Annotated in this window: 17 protein-coding genes and 1 tRNA gene; 8 read left to right on the forward strand and 10 right to left on the reverse strand. The window is 70.7% G+C overall.

Translation table 11 applies throughout. The annotated features are described in order from the left end of the window. Nucleotides 1-32: 32 nt before the first annotated feature. Nucleotides 33-1,226 carry a DNA polymerase III subunit delta' gene (locus ACFQS1_RS09990; protein WP_378966077.1) on the reverse strand — a complete coding sequence of 398 codons (1,194 nt, stop codon included), beginning with the start codon at nucleotides 1,224-1,226 and terminating at the stop codon, nucleotides 33-35. Nucleotides 1,227-1,398: 172 nt separating this feature from the next. Between ACFQS1_RS09990 and ACFQS1_RS09995 the strand changes: the two genes are divergently transcribed. From ACFQS1_RS09995 to ACFQS1_RS10005, 3 genes are all read left to right on the forward strand, one after another. Next, nucleotides 1,399-1,725, forward strand: a complete 327-nt coding sequence (locus ACFQS1_RS09995; RefSeq protein WP_378966079.1) for a YbaB/EbfC family nucleoid-associated protein — start codon at nucleotides 1,399-1,401, stop codon at nucleotides 1,723-1,725. A 1-nt stretch (nucleotide 1,726) separates the two neighbouring features. Further along, nucleotides 1,727-2,023, forward strand: coding sequence for a hypothetical protein (locus ACFQS1_RS10000; protein ID WP_378966082.1), 297 nt, complete (start codon nucleotides 1,727-1,729; stop codon nucleotides 2,021-2,023). A 79-nt stretch (nucleotides 2,024-2,102) separates the two neighbouring features. After that, nucleotides 2,103-2,693 carry a hypothetical protein gene (locus tag ACFQS1_RS10005; RefSeq protein ID WP_378966084.1) on the forward strand — a complete coding sequence of 197 codons (591 nt, stop codon included), beginning with the start codon at nucleotides 2,103-2,105 and terminating at the stop codon, nucleotides 2,691-2,693. 399 nt (nucleotides 2,694-3,092) lie between these two features. Here ACFQS1_RS10005 and ACFQS1_RS10010 read toward each other — a convergent pair whose 3' ends face one another. Continuing rightward, on the reverse strand, nucleotides 3,093-4,787 hold the full coding sequence (locus ACFQS1_RS10010) for a hypothetical protein (RefSeq protein ID WP_378966086.1): 1,695 nt from the start codon (nucleotides 4,785-4,787) through the stop codon (nucleotides 3,093-3,095). 159 nt (nucleotides 4,788-4,946) lie between these two features. Between ACFQS1_RS10010 and ACFQS1_RS10015 the strand changes: the two genes are divergently transcribed. Next, nucleotides 4,947-5,783: a PSP1 domain-containing protein gene (locus tag ACFQS1_RS10015; RefSeq protein ID WP_378966088.1), complete on the forward strand. Its 837-nt coding sequence runs from the start codon at nucleotides 4,947-4,949 to the stop codon at nucleotides 5,781-5,783. Here ACFQS1_RS10015 and ACFQS1_RS10020 read toward each other — a convergent pair whose 3' ends face one another. Next, complete coding sequence (locus tag ACFQS1_RS10020) at nucleotides 5,784-7,505, reverse strand: metallophosphoesterase (protein WP_378966090.1); 1,722 nt, start codon at nucleotides 7,503-7,505, stop codon at nucleotides 5,784-5,786. An 86-nt stretch (nucleotides 7,506-7,591) separates the two neighbouring features. Here ACFQS1_RS10020 and ACFQS1_RS10025 point away from each other — a divergent pair. The 3 genes from ACFQS1_RS10025 (at nucleotide 7,592) to ACFQS1_RS10035 (ending at nucleotide 9,039) form a co-directional block, all read left to right on the forward strand. Continuing rightward, a tRNA-Thr gene (locus tag ACFQS1_RS10025) sits at nucleotides 7,592-7,665 on the forward strand. Nucleotides 7,666-8,000: 335 nt separating this feature from the next. Beyond that, nucleotides 8,001-8,450, forward strand: coding sequence for a helix-turn-helix domain-containing protein (locus ACFQS1_RS10030; protein ID WP_378966093.1), 450 nt, complete (start codon nucleotides 8,001-8,003; stop codon nucleotides 8,448-8,450). A gap of 16 nt (nucleotides 8,451-8,466) precedes the next feature. Beyond that, nucleotides 8,467-9,039 carry a PIN domain-containing protein gene (locus tag ACFQS1_RS10035; protein WP_378966095.1) on the forward strand — a complete coding sequence of 191 codons (573 nt, stop codon included), beginning with the start codon at nucleotides 8,467-8,469 and terminating at the stop codon, nucleotides 9,037-9,039. A 424-nt stretch (nucleotides 9,040-9,463) separates the two neighbouring features. Here ACFQS1_RS10035 and ACFQS1_RS10040 read toward each other — a convergent pair whose 3' ends face one another. The 3 genes from ACFQS1_RS10040 to ACFQS1_RS10050 all read right to left on the reverse strand — a co-directional run bounded on the left by ACFQS1_RS10040 (nucleotide 9,464) and on the right by ACFQS1_RS10050 (nucleotide 11,499). Further along, nucleotides 9,464-9,586, reverse strand: coding sequence for a hypothetical protein (locus ACFQS1_RS10040; protein ID WP_378966097.1), 123 nt, complete (start codon nucleotides 9,584-9,586; stop codon nucleotides 9,464-9,466). Between the two features lie 126 nt (nucleotides 9,587-9,712). Continuing rightward, complete coding sequence (locus ACFQS1_RS10045; protein ID WP_378966099.1) at nucleotides 9,713-10,933, reverse strand: MFS transporter; 1,221 nt, start codon at nucleotides 10,931-10,933, stop codon at nucleotides 9,713-9,715. After that, entirely contained in the window at nucleotides 10,933-11,499 is a 567-nt protein-coding gene (locus ACFQS1_RS10050) for a TetR/AcrR family transcriptional regulator (RefSeq protein ID WP_378966101.1), read from the reverse strand. Before ACFQS1_RS10050 ends, ACFQS1_RS10045 begins: the two co-directional genes overlap by 1 nt. A gap of 77 nt (nucleotides 11,500-11,576) precedes the next feature. Between ACFQS1_RS10050 and ACFQS1_RS10055 the strand changes: the two genes are divergently transcribed. Continuing rightward, nucleotides 11,577-12,746, forward strand: coding sequence for a geranylgeranyl reductase family protein (locus tag ACFQS1_RS10055; protein ID WP_378966104.1), 1,170 nt, complete (start codon nucleotides 11,577-11,579; stop codon nucleotides 12,744-12,746). Here ACFQS1_RS10055 and ACFQS1_RS10060 read toward each other — a convergent pair. From ACFQS1_RS10060 to ACFQS1_RS10075, 4 genes are all read right to left on the reverse strand, one after another. Beyond that, on the reverse strand, nucleotides 12,735-13,262 hold the full coding sequence (locus ACFQS1_RS10060; RefSeq protein WP_378966106.1) for a DUF6226 family protein: 528 nt from the start codon (nucleotides 13,260-13,262) through the stop codon (nucleotides 12,735-12,737). The genes ACFQS1_RS10055 and ACFQS1_RS10060 overlap by 12 nt on opposite strands. 70 nt (nucleotides 13,263-13,332) lie before the next feature. After that, the gene (locus ACFQS1_RS10065) at nucleotides 13,333-13,599 is read right to left on the reverse strand and encodes a DUF397 domain-containing protein (RefSeq protein WP_378966109.1); all 267 of its coding nucleotides are present in this window, start codon (nucleotides 13,597-13,599) and stop codon (nucleotides 13,333-13,335) included. 109 nt (nucleotides 13,600-13,708) lie between these two features. After that, nucleotides 13,709-14,620: a helix-turn-helix domain-containing protein gene (locus ACFQS1_RS10070; protein ID WP_378966111.1), complete on the reverse strand. Its 912-nt coding sequence runs from the start codon at nucleotides 14,618-14,620 to the stop codon at nucleotides 13,709-13,711. A 204-nt stretch (nucleotides 14,621-14,824) separates the two neighbouring features. Next, nucleotides 14,825-15,016: a DUF397 domain-containing protein gene (locus ACFQS1_RS10075; protein WP_378966114.1), complete on the reverse strand. Its 192-nt coding sequence runs from the start codon at nucleotides 15,014-15,016 to the stop codon at nucleotides 14,825-14,827. Between the last annotated feature and the right edge of the window lie 29 nt (nucleotides 15,017-15,045).

A 15,045-nucleotide genomic window follows, 5' to 3' on the forward strand; every position in this document is an offset into this window, starting at 1 on the left:
TGGGCTTCGTTCGTTGAGCCGCCTGCTCGCGGTCAGCCGCGCCAGAGGGTGAGCATCATCGCCTCGACCGCGATGTCGGGCTTGACGTTTTGGTCGATGGCGTCGCGGCAGGCCAGCACCGCCTCCAGGCGCCGCAGGGTGCTCTCGGCGGTCCACTTGCCGGCCGCCGCCTCGCACTGCCGCGCCACATCGGTGTGCACGATCGGGACCGGCGCTTTCAGCGTGGTGACCAGCACATCGCGGTAGAAACCGGCCAGGTCGACCAGCGCCCGGTCGAGGGCGTCCCGCTTCGAGCGGGTCGCCCGCGATTTCTGCCGCCTCTCCAGGTCTTTGATCTGGCCGGCGGCGCCGCGCATCGCACCGGCCGCGCCACGGCCGGTGCCGCCGGCGCCGAGGGCCTGCTCGAGGGACGCGCGCTCGGCCGCGTCGGACGCGGCGATGGCCTCGGCCGCCTCGGCCTCGGCCGCCTTGATCAGGGCGGAGGCGGCCTCGTAGCACGCGCCGACGCCGGTCAGCCGGCGCGGGACGGCCAGCACGGCGTCGCGGCGCCCGCGCGCCTCGGGGTCGTTGGCCAGGCGTTTCGCCCGGCCGACGTGGCCCTGGGCGGCCGCGGCGGCCCAGGAGGCGACGTCGGGTGCGACGCCGTCGCGGCGGCCCAGCACCTCGGCGACGGCCGCGGCCGGCGGCTGGCGGAGGGCGATCACCCGGCAGCGGGAGCGGATCGTCACCGAGATGTCGTCGGGGTGCGTGGATGGTGTGCACAGCAGGAAGACCGTGCGGGGCGGGGGCTCCTCGATCGCCTTGAGCAGGGCGTTGCCGGCCTGCTCGGTGAGCCGGTCGGCATCGGAGATGACCACCACCTGCCAGCGGCCGCCGGACGGGGCGCTGGCGGCCCGCAGCACCAGCGCACGCATCTCGTTGACCCCGATCGACAGGCCCTCGGGCACGACGAAGCGGACGTCGGCGTGGGTGCCGCCGAGCGCGGTGTGGCACCCGTGGCACTCGCCGCAGCCGATGCCGTCGCGCTCGCACTCCAGGGCCGCGGCGAATGAGCGGGCGGCGACCGAGCGACCGGAGCCGGGCGGACCCGTGAAGATCCAGGCGTGCGTCATCGCGCCCGCCGCCACCTGCTCGCCGGCCACCACCCGGGCGGCGGCCGCGGCGGCGCGGCGCAGCGTCTCGACCGGCTCGTCCTGGCCCACCAGGTCAGCGAAGACGTCTGTCACGGCACAGATGGTATTGCGCGGGTCCGACATTTCTTAATCGGCGACGGTCGGCGACCCCCGGAACGGGTTATCCACAGAGGACAACTGGGCGTAGCGAAGGAGTGACCGTTCCGGGTACGGTCTGGTCCCGGAAAGCGACGGCGTGCTGACGTGCGGTGAGGAGCCAGGGGGAATGGCGCGCGAGATCGACGAGGCGTGGATCGACGATGCAATCGATCGATATCGACGCCTTGATGAGTTGCGCGGTGAGTTCGAGCAGGTTGTGGCGTCGCATTCCGTGTCGGTCCATTCGCCGGACGACTCGATCGAGGTCGTGGTCACGGCCCAGGGAGAGATCACCGACGTGCGCATCTCCGGCTCGCTCCAGCAACGGGGCACGGCGGAATTCGCCCGCGAGATCCAGGCCGTCGTGACCAAGGCCTCCGAGGCGGCCCGATGGGCCCGGGCCAAGCTCCACGAGGAGTTCTTCGGCCGGCTGCACCCGCTGAAAGAGGATTGAGATGAGTCACCTCGCCGACCGGCTCGACCGGGCGGCCGACACGCTTGCGACGGTCGACCGCCGGCTCCCGGCGCTGGCCATCGCGCCGTCCGCGTTCGGCGCCGACGACGCCGGCATGCCCGGCCGCCTCGGACGCGAGCTGCATCGCCGCTGGGCCGCCGTGCTCGAGGCGCGCGGGCGTGAGGCGGCCGATCTCGCCGGGCGGCTCGCCGAGGCGGCGGGCGCGGTGCGAGCGGCGCGACGGGCATACGCCGAGACCGACGAGGCCGTGCGACAACGGCTCGGCCGGGAGGTGTGATGGACCGTCTCGATACGGTGCTCGCGGTCGCGGCGCCATTGCTGACGCGGATCGACGACGTGCTCGGCCGGGAGGTGTGATGGACCGTCTCGACGCGGTGCTCGCTGCCGCGGCCCCACTGCTGACGCGGGTCGACGATCTGCTCGGCACGATGGGGGCGCCGGCCGATCACGACGTGTGGCGCCAGCTTCGGCGGGTGCGGCTGCTGCCCGGCGACGCGGCCCGCGCGGTGGCGGCGTTGCACCCCGGCGAGTTCGACGACGCGGTGGGCCTGCTGCGGTCCGACGCGCGGGCATGTGCCGATGTGGCCGCCGCGCTGCCGCCGCCCGACGGGTGGGAGGGCGAGGCCGCCGACGCCTACGCCGAGGTGCGCCGGCGGGTGGCCGATCGGCTCAGCGGCGACGGCGACAGCCTGGACGAGCGGCTGGAGGCCTCGGCCGACCTGGCCCAGGCGCTGATCGACTGGATGACCCGGGCACGCGCCGACCTGGCGGCGGCGCTGGCCACGGTGCTCAGTTCGGAGCAGGCGCTGACGCTGGCGGCCGAGGACGCGCCGGAAGCGGCGGCCGAGGTCGGCGCCTACGTGTTGCGGGCGATCGCGGACAGCTACGCGGAGGCCGACGACCTGCTCCAGGCCTCAGCGGAACTGGCCGAGGCCATCCCCATGTGACGACCGGCCCATGTGACTCCCGGCCCATGTGACTCCCGGCCCTATGTAACGACCGGCCCGATGTGACGACCGGTCACGCGGTCTCGGGCCCGTTGTGCGAGCCGCACCGCGGATCCCGACGCGCCCGCACAAAAGTGATGCGCCTGCCATAAAAAGCGATCCGGACGTGGGCGCGGCGCCGCATTCGGATTTCGTTGCTCCGAATGCGACGCCGCGTCCTCCTGCACCCCCCGCAGGTGTTGCCCACTCAACGCCATTCATCGACCGTTGTCTCGGCTCTCGGGCCGGATCGGGACGCTCGGCGGAGCAGGACGGCACGACCGTCGATGCGGACTCGGCCGTCGGGGGATCGATGGGTGTCCATCTGGGCCATTTCGCTTCCGGCCCGGAGGTGGTGGCTCAGGAGTGCGAGCGCCGCCGCCGCTTGCCGAGGACGACGGCAGCCGCGCCGCTCAGCAGCAGCGCGATGCCGCCCGCCGCCAGCCCGGCCGCCCCGGGACCGGTGATCGGGAGACCAGCGCCGGCGCCCGACGTGTCGGCCGGAGCGGTGACCCGCTCGGGAGCGACCGCCGCCGCCTCCAGCAGCCCGAAGGCGAGATCGAGCGAGGCCGTGGCGGACTTTCCGCCGTACCCCGACTTGTCCCGACCGCCGGAGACCGCCCCGCCCTGGGTGATCGACACCTGGATCGCGGTGGCGCGAGCCGCGATGGCGCGCCCCTTGGCGGCGCGCCGGGCCCCGCCCAGCTCAATGTGCACCCGAGTGCCGGCGGCCGGCGTCGACTCGGTGACCGGATTCGGGGCGCTCACCGAAGGCAGGCCGGGCACATGCGGCAGCGGCAACGGCCGGCTGTCCGGGCGCAGACCGCCCATCCCCGCGACGTCGAGCACGCCCGACTCGGTCGCCTGCCGGTCCGGGCGAAGCGTCACATCGGCCGACTCCCCGGCCGCGTCGAGGCGCTTGGTCGCGATGCCGTCGCCGGAGATCTCGATGACCGCCGGCCGGTACCGCACCTCGCCACCATCGGCCCCCATCCGCGCCACCAGCGACGGCGCCTTCAGCACGCGCATCAGCACCCGCCCGCCGGCCAGCTCGATGCGTCCGGCGGTCACGGTGGCCGAGGCCACCGAGTGGGCATTGCCGGCGGGCCCCTCCAGCGCCGTCGTGCTCACGCTCGCTGCCTTTTCCGGTACGCGTACGAGCGCGCGCGCCGGTCCACCGAGGACACCGGCGCCGTTCACCGCCGACTCGGCGCGAGCCGTCTCCCCGCTCGCCGCGCCACAGGCCATCGCCGCGTCCCACCGGGCGCGCCCGGACAGCCGGCCCGGTCCGATCTTCAGCGGACCGGCCTTGCCGGCGGAGGTGGACCGGGTCGCCGGCGTGGCATGGTTCGGCGGCGCCTGCTGCAGCACCGGCTCCGTCCAGGACGGCTTCGCCGCCGCCTCGCCGTCGAGCAGGCGTGCCACGGCCGCCGACTTGACCTTCGAGGTGGCGACCATCGCCGTACGCGCCTCGCCCAGCCCGACATCGCTCACCCGCGCCGAATCGTTGCCGCGCTTCGCGGCGTCGCCTTCCGGGGCCCGCCCGACGACGCTGCCGCCGCCCCAGCCGCCGGTGTCCTCATCGGACTCGTCGGCGGCCGGCGAGGCCGCCGCGCCGTCCGCATCGGCGGCGAACGTACGGGGAAGGATCGGGTTGTCCGGGGGCAGGATCGAGCCGAGGAACGCCGCTCCCGCCGTGCCGATTCCCTCGCTGATGGTGTCGGTGTCGTCGGGGTCGTCCCGGGTCGGGTCGATGCTTCCGTCCAGGACCCGGCCGGCGGCGCCCCCGGGCGGCGTCGAGTCCTCGGTGCCCGAGTCTCCGGTGCCCCAATCTCCGGTGCCCGAGTGCTCGACGTCTTCGGTCGCCGGCCGTTCCGTTCCGCCGGCGCGTACCTCGAACCGATCGATGCGGAGCAGCTCGGCGCCGGACTGGGCCGCGTAGCTCTCGGCGTGCTCGCAGGGCGCGGGTGCGGCGAAGGCGGGCAGCGGCGCGGCGACCGAGCCGGCGAATCCAAGCGCTACGACTCTGGCGGCCAACGATCTGGCGGGCTTCATGGCAGTTCCCTCCCGAAGTGTTCCGCGATGTGGCGGCGTCTACGGGTCTGCCCAACGACGGTCGATCTGGGCGGTTGCGTCGTATCTATGCGACAACCCCAGCGGGTAGTTCAAAGCCGACATTTGGTACGGCCGATCCGCCGTCGTAGTGTGTTCTCCATGGGAATGCTGTGCGCGGTCAGCTTCAACCGGTACGGCCGTCTCTACTACCTCGATCCGGGCGCGTTCTCGCCCCAGGTCGGCGACCGGGTGCTCGTGCCCACCGACGACGGCCCCGAGGTGGCGGAGTGCGTCTGGGCGACGCAGTGGGTCGACGAGGACACGTCCGGGTTCCCCAAGGTGGCGGGCCTGGCGGGCGACGACGACCTGCGCCGCGACGAGCTGCTGCGCAAGCGCAAGGCGGAGGCCAAGGTCGCGGCCAAAAAGCTGATCAAGGCGCATGAGCTGCCGATGAAGGTGGTCGCCGTCGACCACGTCCTCGACCAGGGCGGTTCCGGCGGCCCGCGCACGACGATCTACTTCACCGCGCCCCACCGGGTCGACTTCCGCTCGCTCGTACGCGATCTTGGGGCGACCCTGCATTGCCGGGTGGAGCTGCGGCAGTTGTCGGCGCGCGATTCGGCCCGGGTGCAGGGCGGCATCGGCTCCTGCGGCCGCGACCTGTGCTGCGCGACCTTCCTCACCGACTTCGAGCCGGTCACCATCCGGATGGCCAAGGACCAGGACCTGCCCCTCAACCCGCTGCGCATCTCCGGCGCCTGCGGCCGGCTGATGTGTTGCCTCAAATATGAACATCCGCTGTACCAACGGTTCCAGGCCTCCGCCCCGGCCGTCGGCAGCCGGGTCACCACCCCCGAGGGCGATGGCCGGGTGGTGGCACACAGCGTCCCGCGCGACGAGGTCGTTGTGCGCATGGACGCCGACGGGTCCCGCTGCTCGTGCAGCCGGGCCTCGGTCTGCGGGCCCCGGCAGAGCCACGAGGAACGCTACGGCTGATCAGCGCACCTGGATCGGGGGCTCGATGCGGCGGGCGACCAGCGGGGCGTCCGGGCGCAACCACGAGGCGTGCGGCTCGGCGTCCGGGTCGGCGGACCACTTCTTGCAGATCTTGTCGATGCCGATCGGGTGGATGGTCAGCGATCCGTCGGCGGCGATGTGCAGGCGCAGGAAGCTCTTGGCGTCCTCGATGCCCTGGCCGGCGAACAGCTCGTTGACGTTCACCTGGAACTGGCCGGCGATCAGCAGGTAGAGCGCGCACACCTGGGTCGACAGGAAGCCGATGATCGGCAGGTAGATGACCGCGGCCACGGCCAGCGGCGCCGGGCCGGTCCAGTTGTGCGGCGGCAGTTGCAGCCACACCCAGGTCCCGAGGATGGCCAGGCCGATCTGGGCGAAGCCGTGCGCGAGCCCGAACAACCAGTGCCGGGCATGATGGGTGAACGCGGCGCCGGGCGGGCGGGCGAACAGGACCGTGCCGGCCAGGATGATGAAGACCATCAGGCCGAGCGGGATCGTGAACAGCCGCTGGATGTTGCCGCCCTGGCTGGCCGCGCCGGCCATGGCCAGCATGGTCAGCGTCTGGATGATGCCGAGCATGGTGGCGAAGCCCGCGTTGCGCGCCGGCACCCGGGCGAAGACTCCCCAGCTCATCCGCCGGGAGGTGGCGGCGTCGGGGAAGCGGGACTTCAAGTGGTAGTCGCGGCTGCGGCTCTTGCTGCGGGTCAGCGTCTCCTCGGGCGGGACGGTGAGCGTGCCGGGCAGCTGGTGGGTGCCCAGCAGGTACGCCCCGCCGCCGCCGCACGTGATGAGTTGCCGGTCGGGCCCGTCGTAGCGGGCGTAGTGGTGCAGGTCGCCGGAGACGAGCACCCGCACGTTCGCCCCGGTCGGCGCGAGGATGCTGCGGATGAAGTAGTCGGTCGCGTCGTACGCGTCGGGGTCTTCCGCCGCCTTGACCCACTTGGGCGAAGGGGTCATCAGGATGATCCGATCCTGCGGGCCGACGTGTCGGGCCGCCTTCTCGAAGTACAGCAGCTGCGGATCGTCGATGTACGCCCCGAACTGCTCGTCCATCGCGAACAGCCACCAGTCGGCGGGCAGCTTGACCGCGAAGTACGACCGGCGCTGCTGGGTGCGCCAGCCGCCGATGTGGCCGTCCTTGCGGCGCGCGAACAGCCGCAGGAACGCGGTGAGACCGTCGTACCAGTCGTGGTTGCCGGGCAGCGCGAACAGCGTGGGCCGCGGCTCGCCGGCCGGGGGCTCGGGCAGGGCCGCCCGGTAGGGGCCCTTCATCCGGCTCTCGTACCCGTCGCCGCTGGCCAGCGGGTAGACCTGATCGCCGCCCATCAGCAGCAGCCGGCCCCGGGGCAGCTCGGCGCCGTCGATCTCCAGGCGGGGCTGGGCGAGCAGCCAGGCCACCGAGTACGTCGCGTGGAAGCCGTCGCCCAGATCGGCCACGTAGTCGAGCCACATCTCGCCGTCGGCGGTCGCGGAATGGTCGAACCACTCGCCGTCCAGCGAGTTCTGCAGCTCGCGCTTGTCGAGGTACGCCCCGAAGAGGGTCGCCAGCAGCGCACGCAGCCCGGTGCTGAGCAGCAACAGCGGCGCCAGCCAGCCCACCGGGCGCTGCGGGGTGAATCCGAGCTCCTGAGGATCCATGCTGCGCGGGCGGGGCGGGACGACGGGCTCCGCCTCGGCGGGCCGGGAGTGATCGTCGGTCACGCCTGGCAGACTAGTCTCGGGGGGCGACACAAAGCAGCGCCCGGGTCCGGGCTCCGGGGACGGATACCGTACACTTATCCATCGTTGCCGCCTTAGCTCAGTCGGTCAGAGCGACGCACTCGTAATGCGTAGGTCGACGGTTCGATTCCGTCAGGCGGCTCAGAGTGATGACCTGACCAGCGGAGAGGCAGGTCAGGGCATCTTTTTTATCGATGAAGATTTGAGTCATCCCCCGAAAATCACCTCGGTACTGCCCTCAGCGCATCAAATCTCCCCGAGTTTGTGGGCCGGATCCCGCTGTCCGAGCAGTCTTGGTCGGCACCTCTAGGCCCCGGCTGGCCAGCGGTTTGCTCGCCGCGTCTCGCCCGATGGCATCTTCTTCCGTGTGCGTCATCGTCGGCGGCCCGGGACCGTGTTCGGAACGGCGGCTATATAGGCGCCAGACTCATCGTCGGTTACAGTTGTTTCGGATATGGCCAGTGCGAGGAGGCTGAGATGGCGCGTTCCAGCGTGCTGGGTGAGGCGACTCGTGTCGAGCCGACCTCGGATGATCGTGAGCGGGTGGCGGCAGTCAGTCGAGCAGTAGCCGGGGCCTCCCAGGCGATACTCCGAATGCCAGACGGGGAGGAAATCGCGTTGCCCGAGTCCCTGGTGGCGGTGCTGGTTGCCTCCGCGGGCCAGTTGTCGCAAGGCCACGGCGTCACGGTGCTTGCCACCGAAGTCCGCCTTACCCCCGCCGAAGTGGGGGAACTGCTCGGGTTGTCCCGGCCGTTCGTGGCCCGGTTGCTGGACGCCGGCGACATCCCGTCAGAACACCTGCCGGACAGCAAGCACCGAGTGGTGAGTCTTGCGGACGTGCTGGAGTTCCAGGCACGGCGCGAACGCCGCCGGGCGGGCCGCCGACGTATCGCGGACGCGGTTCAAGCCGCCGATCTCCCCTACTGATCCGGCAGCGCTCGCGATGACCAGAGTCTTCGTCGACACCAATGTGCTGTTTCCGTTCTCAGTCATGGACCTCATGCTGGCGCTGACCGAGGACGGCGTGCACGAGGTGCTCTGGACACAGGCACTATTGGCCGAGTGGGAACGGGTCATCGTGCGCGCCGAACGCCGATCGGCTGCCTCGGCCGCTGCGATCACGGCCGCGATCCGTGAGTGTTTCGGCGACAGCGAGGTGCTCGAGCATGCGTACGTCCATCTGATCGACCAGATGCCTGGCAAGGACCCCGACGACCGGGTACACATGGCCGCCGCCGTCGCCGGTCGTGCCGTTGCGATCGTGACCTGGAATCTTGCTGACTTCCCGGCGAATGAACTGACATCCCGCGGGGTGCGGGTATGTACGCCGGACGACTATCTGTGTGAACTGCTCGACGCCTGGCCGGATGAGGTCCTCAACTCCGTTGTCCGGTTGGCCGACGAGAAACGCCGACCGCTGATGACCGCGATCGACGTGACCGACTCCCTCGCCAAGGCGGGCGTGCCGGTATTCGCCCAGCGCCTACAGACGATGCTGACCGACCGGGATCAATAGGCCCTTATCCGGACGATGACTTCCACCAATTGCACGCCGACGTCAAGTTCGCTCTCGCAGCGCGCGTTTGTCGTCAGCGAGCACCCTGCCGTGCATCACCGTGCGCGGTCGCGTTCTCGTACGGGCAGTACGCGCCGCTCTTTATGGCGAACTGGGCCAAGAGCCCGACACTGACGGACGCGGCGAGCGCTGCGACGTTCGGACCACCTGCCCCAGTGTTGATCCCGGATTGGCTGATGTACTCGGGGTCGTCGAGGAGGCCGGCTCGATCGAGGCTGAGCTCGCTGACCCGGAGTTGCCCATTGCAGACCATGCAGGGGCGGCCAGGGACGAGTGCATACGCTCGCCGAGTACCGCCTCGCATTTCCCTGCTTGGCAGCGTATCTAGGGCGATGCCGCCGTCGATGACCGGGATGAGGTCGGCTTACGCGATGACGTTGAGGACGCCGCGAGGCAAGGGGCGGTCGACGCAGGAGAAGATGACGTCGTAGTCGAGGGCTGCGGCGAGCCCCGGCGGTGTCGTGATGCTCAGGTCGTGTACCGCCACCGTGAAGTTGTGAGCAGTCGCGGCCTGTCGAGCGATACGTGCGGCGACCTCGGTTTTTCGCCGCCCGGGACGCGGCGACAGCGGGTGGAGGGGTAGGCGACTTGTTCCCAATCTGACAGGTGCAGCTCAAGTCCGTGCCTTCAGCGGCTTGATCGAGCTCGCCAGCGCGATCGCCACCACCAGCAGCACCATCACCGCGAGCAGAGCCTTCAGCACGGTGAAGTGGTCGCCCAGGAAGCCGATCAGCGGCGGCCCGCCCAGGAAGGCGCAGTAGCCGATCGTGGCCACGACACTCACCCGGGGCGCCGCATGCGCCGGGTCGTCGGCGGCCGCGCTCATGCCGACCGGGAAGCCCAGCGACGCCCCGAAGCCCCACAACAGCGCCCCGGCGAAGGCCACAGCCGGCCACGGCCCGAAGACGAACAGCGCCAGCCCGGCGACGCTGACCACCGCGAGCACCCGTACGACCGGCACCCGGCCGTACCGGTCGAGCCAGCCCGGACCGAACCACCGGCCGGCGGTCATCGCGGCCAGGAACACCGCGAACGCCAACGTGCCGACGGCGGCGGACACCCCGTACCCGTCGATCATGGCGACGCTGATCCAGTCGATGCCGACGCCCTCGGTGAAGGCGAAGGCCAGCACGAACAGCCCGATCAGCACGGTCCGCGGTTCGCGCCAGGTGGCGAGCGTGCGGCGCAGCCGGCCGGCCGGCGCGGAAACGGCGTGCGCGGGCTGGTCGGGCACGACGTCCGCGGGATCCTCGTCGGGCCCGAACGAGCGCACCGAGGCGATCACCACGATCGCCACCACCACGCCGACGGCCAGCAGGTGGATGGTGACCGACAGATGCACCGCCACCGCGAGCGCGCCGACCAGCGCACCCGCCACGGTCCCGACGCTGAAGCCGGCGTGGAAGCGCGGCATGATCGCCTTGCCGAGCCGCCGCTCGACCACCGCGCCCTGGACGTTCATCGCGACGTCCCAGGCGCCGTTGGCGAAGCCGAAGCAGAACAGGCCGAGCACCACCGGCAGGACCCCGAACTGGTAGCCGAACGCCACGCCGGTGACCGCGATCCAGAGGATCACCGCCATCGCGGTGACCGTGCGGCGCGAGCCGAAATGAGCGACGATCTGACCGGCCAGCGGCAGTGCCACGACCGAGCCGGCCGCGATGGCGAGCAGCACGAAGCCGAGCCGCGACGGGGTCAGCGACAGCTCGTCGCGGACCTGCGGGATCCGCGATGCCCAGCTCGCCCCGGCGAAGCCGAGCATGATGAAGGCGGCGTACACGGCCCGGGTCGCCTGCCGGACCGGCGTGGCGACCATCTCGGTGGTGGTGCTCATCAGGAGTTCTCCAGCAGGCGGGCGACGATCCGGCGGGTGTCGGCGCGGTCGAAGGTGGCGGTGGACAGGGTCAGATGCATGACCATGCCCTCGATCTGGGCGTCCACGCCGCGGGCGGTCACCGGGTCGACGAACCGCTCGAGCACGGCGCGGGACCGCCGCATCCAGGACTCGGTCACGCTCCGGAGCGCGGGGTTGCGCAGGGCGGCGAGATACAGCTCGTACGCGACGACCCAGTCCCGCGAGCCCATGCCCGCGCCGCCGTGGATCAGATCGGTTACCGCCTCGATGAAGCCGTCGCGATCGCGTACGTCGTCGAAGCGTGCCTGGTAGAGCGGCGACATCCGCTCGGCGTGCCGCTCGAAGGCGTGCGCCAGCAGGTCGTCGAGGCCGTCGAAGTGGTAGGTCAGCGAGCCGAGCGGCACGTCGGCGGCGGCCGCGATCCGGCGCATGGTGGTGCCCGCGACGCCATGGGCAGCCACGACGTCGATCGCCGCGTCCACGATCCGGCTCTTGCGCTCCGGGTCGTATCGCCGCGGCGCCCGGGCCGCGGGAATGGTCGTCACGGCTCCACCGACCTGATCACCCGCGCCGGGTTGCCGACGGCGACCACCGTGTCCATAGGTACGATCGTACACAGCATATGTACGCTCGTACACAACCCGCCTGGCTAGACTCTCCGCTCGTGATCTGGGATGTCGCTGTGGTCGGGGCCGGACCCGCCGGACTGGCCGCCGCGCACGCCGCGGCCACCGCCGGCGCCCGCACGATCGTGCTGGAACGCTCGACCCATCCGCGCTACAAGACCTGCGGCGGCGGCCTGATCGGCACGTCCCTCGCGATGGCCGAGCCCCGCCTCGGGACCGTCCCGGGCCGCGACACGATCGACGCGGTCACCTTCACCCGCGGCGGCAAGCGCACCTTCACCCGGCGCGCCCGCGGCGGCCCGCTGCTCACCATGGTGCGCCGCGACGACTTCGACCACGCCTGGTACGAGGCGGCCGTCAAGGCCGGCGCCACCGTCCGCCAGGAGTCCCCGGTCCGGTCGATCACCCAGGACGACGAGACCGCGACGGTCGGCCTGGCCGGCGCGAACGGCGGCGAGGAGATCGTCGCCCGGACGGTGATCGGGGCGGATGGCTCGGCCGGCGTCACCTCCCGCCACGTCGGCGTCTCCTTCGACCAGCAGGATCTCGGCCTCGAGCTCGAGCTGGCGGCCACCGAGCAGGACCGCCGGGAGTGGCGCGGCCGGGTGCTGCTCGACTGGGGCCCGGTCCCCGGCTCGTACGGCTGGGTCTTTCCGAAGGACGACCAGCTGACGGTCGGCGTCATCATGACCAAGGGGCACGGCGCCGAGACCAAGCGATACCTGCGCGACTTCGTGGCCCAGCTCGGCCTGACCGGCCGCCGCGTGGTGCGCGACTCGGGCCACCTGACCCGCTGCCGCCGCCCGGACGCGCCGCTGCGCCGCGGCCGGGTGATCGTCGCCGGCGACGCGGCCGGCCTGCTCGAGCCGTGGACCCGGGAGGGGATCAGCTTCGCCCTGCGCTCCGGCTCGTGGGCCGGCGCCGCGGCCGCGTCCGGCGACCTGGCCGCCTATGAGCAGCGGGTGGAAAACGAGCTGGCCCCCGAGATGGCCGCCGGCCGCCGGCTGCTCGCCGTCCAGATGCGACGGCCGATGCTGATCCACACCGCCATGGCTGTTCCGGTCGGCTGGCGCGCGTTTCAGATGTTCTGCCGGGGCGAGCTGGCGATGGCGAGCGCCATCGAGCGTCCGGTCATCCGCGCCGCGGTCAAATTCCTAGGCGCATAGGCGGCGCGGCCACGGGGCCCACAGCACCGGGGCGGCGAATCCGCCGCGCCGGGCATCCCGCGCGTCCCGGCTGGTCAGTGGCCCCTCGCGGCGCGCGGTAAGCCCGACGCCGGTCAGCCGGGTCTCGAACCAGGAACCGCCGATCCCGCGCCGGACGCGCTCCCACAGCCCGCCCTCGATCAGCGCCCCGACCTGGCCGCGCAGCATGCCGATGAGCTCGGCGGGGTCCTCGGCGCAGGCGTCGCATCCGCAGGCCGGCAGGATGTCGACCCACCAGCGGCCCAGGCGGACCATCAGCCCCGGAAAGTCGGTGAAGGCGATCGCGAGGGGCCCGGCCGCAGGCGTACGCGGAATGAGCCGCACCATCCGCACCAGCGCTTCCTCGGCCCCCAGGCACTCCTTGCTCTCCCGCCGCTCCACCATGTAGCGCTCGTGCAGATCGTCGAGCAGCGTCTCGGCCGCGTCGTGCAAGACCGCGAAGCGTCCGGTATCGGTGGCGTTCGGGTAGGCCCTCACCTGCGCCAGTATGCCCCGCCCGGCGAGGGGCGGCTGCCGGTACGAGGGACGTTGGCGAATGATGAAGGACTCAGAAGCGGAACTCGCCGACGCCGACCCCGTCGACGAAGGCACGCCATTCCGCCACGGTGAACGACAGCACCGGCCCGCCCGGATTCTTCGAGTCGCGTACCAGGATCCGGCCATCGACCTCGGCCACCTCGACGCAGGCGTTGTTGCCGCACCGCGATGATCGTCGCCACTGTGTGTGTTCGGTCAGCCTGTTCAATTTCCACACCTCCAGACGATTCCCGCCATCCACGGTAAGGGAGCGTCGGAAGAGCCCGGAGAAGTTCACATGAGTGAATATGCGCCTATGCCACATTCATCCGAGAACGAGCAAATTGCCGCACGTCGTACTGCCTGATTAAGGCGCAATGTCGCATTTACCGACATCCCATCCCTCGTCAGCCCGTCGCCCGTACCTGATCCTGGAGAGCCTTGATGCGGTCGGCGATGAATTCGAGCGTCTCGTCCTCGGTGGCGGCGGCATGCCAGATCTTGTCGAAACGATCGTGGTACTTCGGTACCGAACGATCATCGACGATCTCGTCCTGCAACCCGGTCTCCACATACAGCACCTCGTTGCGCTCGCCATCCTTCCCCGATTCGAGGGTCAGCAGGTCGAACGTGGCATTGTTGGTCACCGTGTAGCCGCTGTCGAACCGGAGCACCCGCAAATTGATCTTTTCGGCGGACATGAGATCGTGCAGGTCCTGGAGTTGCTGCAGGAATACGTCGGGGCCGCCGATCGGCCGGAGGAGCACCGACTCGTCGAGCAGGGCATAGATGCGGAGCCCGTTGCCGAGCCGGGACAGAACGGCCTCGCGGCGACGCTCCCGGGCCTGGGCGCGCAGCCGGCGCGTCTCCAGCGGGATGTCGCCCTGCTCGAAGTTCGCCAGGTTGGCCCAGGTGTACGCCGGCACCTGAAGCGGGCCGGGCATGTAATAGACCTGGTAGTACCGGATCTCCACCGCCTCGGCCTCGAACTCGACCAGGCGCAGCATCGGGCCGGTCATGTGTTCCTTGACGCCGGGCTTCTGGTACCACTCGCCCCGGGGCCTCTTCCGCGCGATCTTGGTCAGCTCGAGCAGCTCGGTGACGGTGCCGCGATCCCGGACCTCGAGGTAGGTCAGCAGGGGCCGGAGGTCGTTGGGCGCGATGCTGACATCGCCGTTCTCGATGCGAATGACCTTGCTGAGCGACCACTCCATGGCCTCGGCCACCTGCGGCTGAGTCACATTGGCGCGTTCGCGGGCGTCACGTATCGCGAGGCGCACCTTATAGCGCGCAATCGTCGGCGAAACCTCGTCGGCCACTGCTGTTCGCCAATCCCTCCCTGCCGCGCATCGGACCTGCCGGCTCGCTGGTCGCCCCGCGTGATCAGCAATGGCACCATGTTATACACCGCCGCACCGGAACAACATATTGCGTCGAATCCATGTGCGGCGGCCGACCCTCAGAACGGCCCGCGGCGAGACGAGCGATTGCGGTACCCCGCGCAGCCGCCGATGGCGAGTCGTTTAGTTGAACTCCCCTGCTTTGACACCCTTGACGAAGGCCACCCACTCATCGGCGGTGAAGGCGAGCGGTGCGGCCTGCGGGTTCTTGGAATCGCGAACAAGAACGGCGTCCGAGGTCTGCGCGACCTCGACGCATGCGCTGCTGCCGCAGTAGCTGCTCTTCTGCCACTGTGGCATCTGATCGGTGTTCACTTGAGCCTGACCTTCCGAGTCGGCGGTAT

The organism is Paractinoplanes rhizophilus, from assembly GCF_042664765.1.
In the GTDB taxonomy this organism is placed as follows: domain Bacteria; phylum Actinomycetota; class Actinomycetes; order Mycobacteriales; family Micromonosporaceae; genus Actinoplanes; species Actinoplanes rhizophilus.